Here is a 4,269-nt window from a genome sequence, read left to right on the forward strand (position 1 = left end):
ACATCATGTTTGGCGTCTTTGACCGGAACGACGTTGGTGCGGTTGCCGATGCAGCCGGCCCAGCGGGCGATCTGGGCGACGTCGAGGACCGCGTCGCCGCACTGCAGTGCGATCTCGTCAGCCGTGTCGGAGACGCCGTGATCCGAACGCAGAATTAGGTTGGGCACACCGACGTCGAGCCCACGATGCAGCCGCGCCTGACCGCGGCGGACCGTCTGCAGCCAACCGAAGGTGATCGGAAAGCCGCCCAGTGGTTTCCATTGCAGGTTGTAGTCGAACTCGCCGTGGTAATCCCGATGCAGGCTGGCGCCATAGCCACCCACGCCGGGCGCGCGGGCCACCCCCTTCTTGTACACCCGCGCTACCGCCGCGATCGCCGCCGAGGTCATCGCCCACCGCAGCGGGGCCGGACCCGGCAGGTCCAGCAGTGGGCTGTTGAGCACCAGGCCGCCGACGCCTGCTTGCGCGGTGGCGCCGCGCCGTCGCAGCCGGTCCAGCCACAGCGACACGATCAGCCCGCCGGCGGAATGGCCGTAGACCAGCACGGTCACCGACGGCGCCTGCGCGCGGATAACGGCCAGGGCTTGTTCGAGTTCGCGGTCGTAGCGGGCCAGGTCGGTGGTGAAGTGCGGCGTCTGGCCGGCCCGCCAGGAGCGACCGCACTTGGACAAGTCCAGCGCGTAAAACGTTAAGCCACGCCCGAAAAAGTGGTCAGCCAGTGCGGTGTTGAAGAAGTAGTCGGTGTATCCATGCACCGCCAACACGGCGTGACCGGCTCTTGCGGGCTCGCCCCGTCGCACCAACGTCGCGACGATATGGCCCTCGCCGTCGGGATCGGGACCCAACGGGATCGTGTGCTGCCAACAGCCGGGCAGGACGTCGGGCACCCAGCCACTCACGCTCGCCAGCTTAGAGCCTGCTTTTCCAGCGCGGTCCAATCCGCGCAGACGGGCGCATTACCCCGACAGCAGGCGGGATAACCTGAGGACGCCCGCGTCGCAGCGCAGATAAGTAAGGAAGAACGATCTGGTGTCCGAGCCGAACGTCGCAAAGACCGACGTCGTGCTGATCGGCGCGGGCATCATGAGCGCCACGCTCGGCGCGCTCCTGCGGCGGCTGGAACCCGAGTGGTCGATCACCTTGGTGGAACGTCTGGATGGGGTCGCCGCAGAGAGCAGCGACCCGTGGAACAACGCCGGAACCGGGCACTCTGCGCTCTGCGAGCTGTTTTACACCCCGGAGCGCGACGGCTCGATCGACATCGCCAAAGCCGTCCGGGTCAACGAGCAGTTTCAGGTGACCCGCCAGTTCTGGGCGTACGCCGCCGAAAGCGGCATCCTGACCGACGTGCGCGGCTTCCTCAACGCGGTGCCGCACGCGGCCTTCGTGCAGGGGACCGGGCGCGTGGACTACCTGCGGCGTCGCCATCGGGCCCTGGCCGCCAATCCGCTCTTCGCCCGCACCGAGTTTATCGACGAGGCCGACGAGTTCGCGCGCCGGCTACCGTTCATGGCCGCCAAGCGTGACTTTCGGGAACCGGTTGCCTTCACCTGGGCAGCCGACGGGACCGACGTCGACTTCGGCGCGCTGACCCAACAGCTCGTAGGTTTTTGTCTGCGCGGCGGCGCCGCATGGTTCGGCCACGAGGTGCGCGGCCTGACCCGTCAGCGCGACGGCAGCTGGTTATTGACGATCCGCAACCGGCGCACCAGAAATAACCGGAAACTGAACGCGAAATTCGTGTTCGTCGGAGCCGGGGGCTATGCGCTGCCGCTGTTGCAGAAGTCGGGCATCAACGAGGTGAAGGGATTCGGCGGGTTTCCAATAGGGGGGAAGTTTCTGCGCAGCGGCAACCCAGCGCTCACCGCCGCGCATCGGGCCAAGGTGTATGGGTTGCCTGCGCCCGGGGCGCCGGCAATGACGGCGCCGCACCTGGATCTGCGGATCGTCAACGGCAAGCGATGGCTGCTGTTCGGGCCGTTCGCCGGTTGGTCGCCGAAGTTCCTCAAGCGCGGCCGCGTCAGCGATCCGGCGCGCTCGCTAAAGCCGGGCAATGCGCTGTCCTTGTTCCGCGTCGGTGTCAGCGAACGCCGGCTGGTCAACTATTTGCTGCGCCAGCTGGCGTTGTCGGAGCATAAGCGCGTCGATGCCCTGCGTGAATTCGCCCCCAGCGCCGTCGACTCCGACTGGCAGACGACAGCCGCCGGCCAGCGGGTGCAGGTGATCCGGCGCGGGCGGCTCGAATTCGACACCACGGTCGTCAGCGCCGCCGACGGCAGCATCGCGGGTCTGCTCGGCGCCTCACCGGGGGCATCGACCGCCGTGTCGGCCATGCTCGACGTGCTGCAGCGCTGCTTTCCCGAGCGGTATCAGTCATGGCTGGCCACGCTCAAGGAGATGGTGCCGTCGCTGGGCACTGAATTGTCAACTGAGCCGGCGCTGTTCGAGGAGGTGTGGTCATGGAGCACCAAGGTGCTGCAGCTGGAAACGGCAGGGGGGTCGTGACTGTCACGCTGCGCCGCGCGTGGGCGAAAGACCTTGATGCGCCGAGCCTTTACGAACTGCTCAAACTGCGGGTGGAGGTCTTCGTCGTCGAACAGGCCTGCCCTTATCCTGAGCTGGACGGTCGCGACCTGCTCGCCGAAACCCGGCACTTCTGGCTGGAAAAGCCCGACGGCGAAGTCATCTGCACACTGCGGCTGATGGAGGAGCATGCCGGCGGAGAAAAGGCGTTCCGCATCGGCCGGCTCTGCACCAAACGCAACGCCCGCGGCCAAGGCCATACCACCCGGCTGCTGCGCGCTGCGCTGGCCGAGGTCGGCGACTACCCGTGCCGGATCAACGCGCAGGCCTACCTGACGGAGATGTATGCCCAACACGGGTTCGTCCGCGACGGCGACGACTTCATCGAGGACGGTATTCCCCATGTGCCGATGGTGCGGCCGGGCACCGGGGTGGAGGTCCAGCCGTGAAGCCGTATCCGTTCAGTGCGATCGTCGGGCACGACCAGCTGCGGCTTGCGCTGATCCTGTGCGCCGTGCGTCCGGAAATCGGCGGCGTGCTCATTCGCGGCGAGAAGGGCACCGCGAAGTCGACGGCTGTTCGTGGTTTGGCCGCACTGCTGTCCGCCGCCTCCGAGGACGCGCGGCTCGTCGAGCTGCCGATCGGCGCCACCGAGGACCGGGTGATCGGCTCACTGGATCTGCAGCGGGTGCTGCGTGACGGCGAGCATGCCTTCTCGCCGGGGCTGCTGGCCCGCGCCCACGGCGGCGTGCTCTACGTCGACGAGGTCAACTTGCTGCACGATCACCTAGTCGATCTGCTGCTCGACGCCGCGGCGATGGGGCGGGTGCACATCGAGCGCGACGGGATCTCGCATTCCCACGAGGCCCGCTTCGTGCTGATCGGCACGATGAACCCCGAAGAAGGCGAACTGCGTCCGCAACTGCTCGACCGCTTCGGGCTCACCGTCGACGTGCACGCGTCGCGCGACGTCGAGGTGCGCGCCCAGGTCATTCGGCAGCGGATGGCCTACGAAGCCGACCCGGACGCGTTCGCCGCGCGCTATGCCGACGCCGACGCCGAGCTGGCCCGCCGCATCGCCGCCGCCCGCAAGCTTGTTCCCGACGTAGTGTTGCCTGACAACGAATTACGCCGCATCGCCGCGCTGTGCGCGGCGTTCGACGTCGACGGCATGCGCGCCGATCTCGTGGTAGCCCGCACCGCCGCCGCGCATGCCGCCTGGCGCGGGTGCGACACCGTCGACGAAGGCGACATCCGGGTGGCGGCCGAGCTGGCGTTGCCGCATCGCCGCCGCCGCGACCCGTTCGACGATCCCGGTCTTGACCGCGACCAGCTCGACGCGGCCCTGGCACAAGCCGGTGATCCACCCGGCGATCCCGAACCGGATCCTGATCCCGATCCGCCGGGCGGTGGGCAGAGCGTGAACGACGCTGCGCCGCGAGTGAATTCAAGTTCCTCGCAACAAGCTGATTCAATGCGTGACGACCCGCCGCGCCCGGCTTCGCCGCCCTTGCGATCGTCACGGCCCAGCGCGCCGCCGTCGGCCACCTTCCGTCCCCGCGCGCTGAGCGTGCCCGGCGTCGGCGCCGGCGCCCCGGGGCGGCGATCGCGGGCCCGCAACGCTTCTGGTGCAGTCGTGGCCGCCACCGACAGCGTTGACGGGCATGGTCTGCACCTGTTCGGCACCGTGCTGGCCGCCGCCGAGCATGCCAGCGGTCCGGGCAGGCTGCGGCCGCAGCCAGGCGA

General features: G+C 68.4%; 4 protein-coding genes. 3 read left to right on the plus strand and 1 reads right to left on the minus strand.

What is annotated here, in order from left to right; translation table 11 throughout:
* Nucleotides 1–887, minus strand: an 887-nt coding sequence (locus VFA16_RS10925) for an alpha/beta hydrolase (RefSeq protein ID WP_324967824.1), incomplete at its 3' end; no start/stop codon positions are given.
* Between the two features lie 142 nt (nucleotides 888–1,029).
* Here VFA16_RS10925 and mqo point away from each other — a divergent pair.
* The 3 genes from mqo to VFA16_RS10940 form a co-directional block, all read left to right on the plus strand.
* Entirely contained in the window at nucleotides 1,030–2,505 is a 1,476-nt protein-coding gene (gene mqo, locus VFA16_RS10930) for a malate dehydrogenase (quinone) (RefSeq protein ID WP_324967821.1), read from the plus strand.
* Nucleotides 2,502–2,972 (plus strand): GNAT family N-acetyltransferase, encoded by a 471-nt coding sequence (locus VFA16_RS10935; protein WP_324967822.1) that lies wholly within the window; start codon nucleotides 2,502–2,504, stop codon nucleotides 2,970–2,972. Before mqo ends, VFA16_RS10935 begins: the two co-directional genes overlap by 4 nt.
* Nucleotides 2,969–4,269: ATP-binding protein (locus VFA16_RS10940; protein WP_324967823.1), on the plus strand; the 1,301-nt coding region annotated here is incomplete at its 3' end. The genes VFA16_RS10935 and VFA16_RS10940, both read left to right, overlap by 4 nt.

Origin of the sequence: Mycobacterium sp. (genome assembly GCF_035653355.1) — a bacterium.
In the GTDB taxonomy this organism is placed as follows: domain Bacteria; phylum Actinomycetota; class Actinomycetes; order Mycobacteriales; family Mycobacteriaceae; genus Mycobacterium.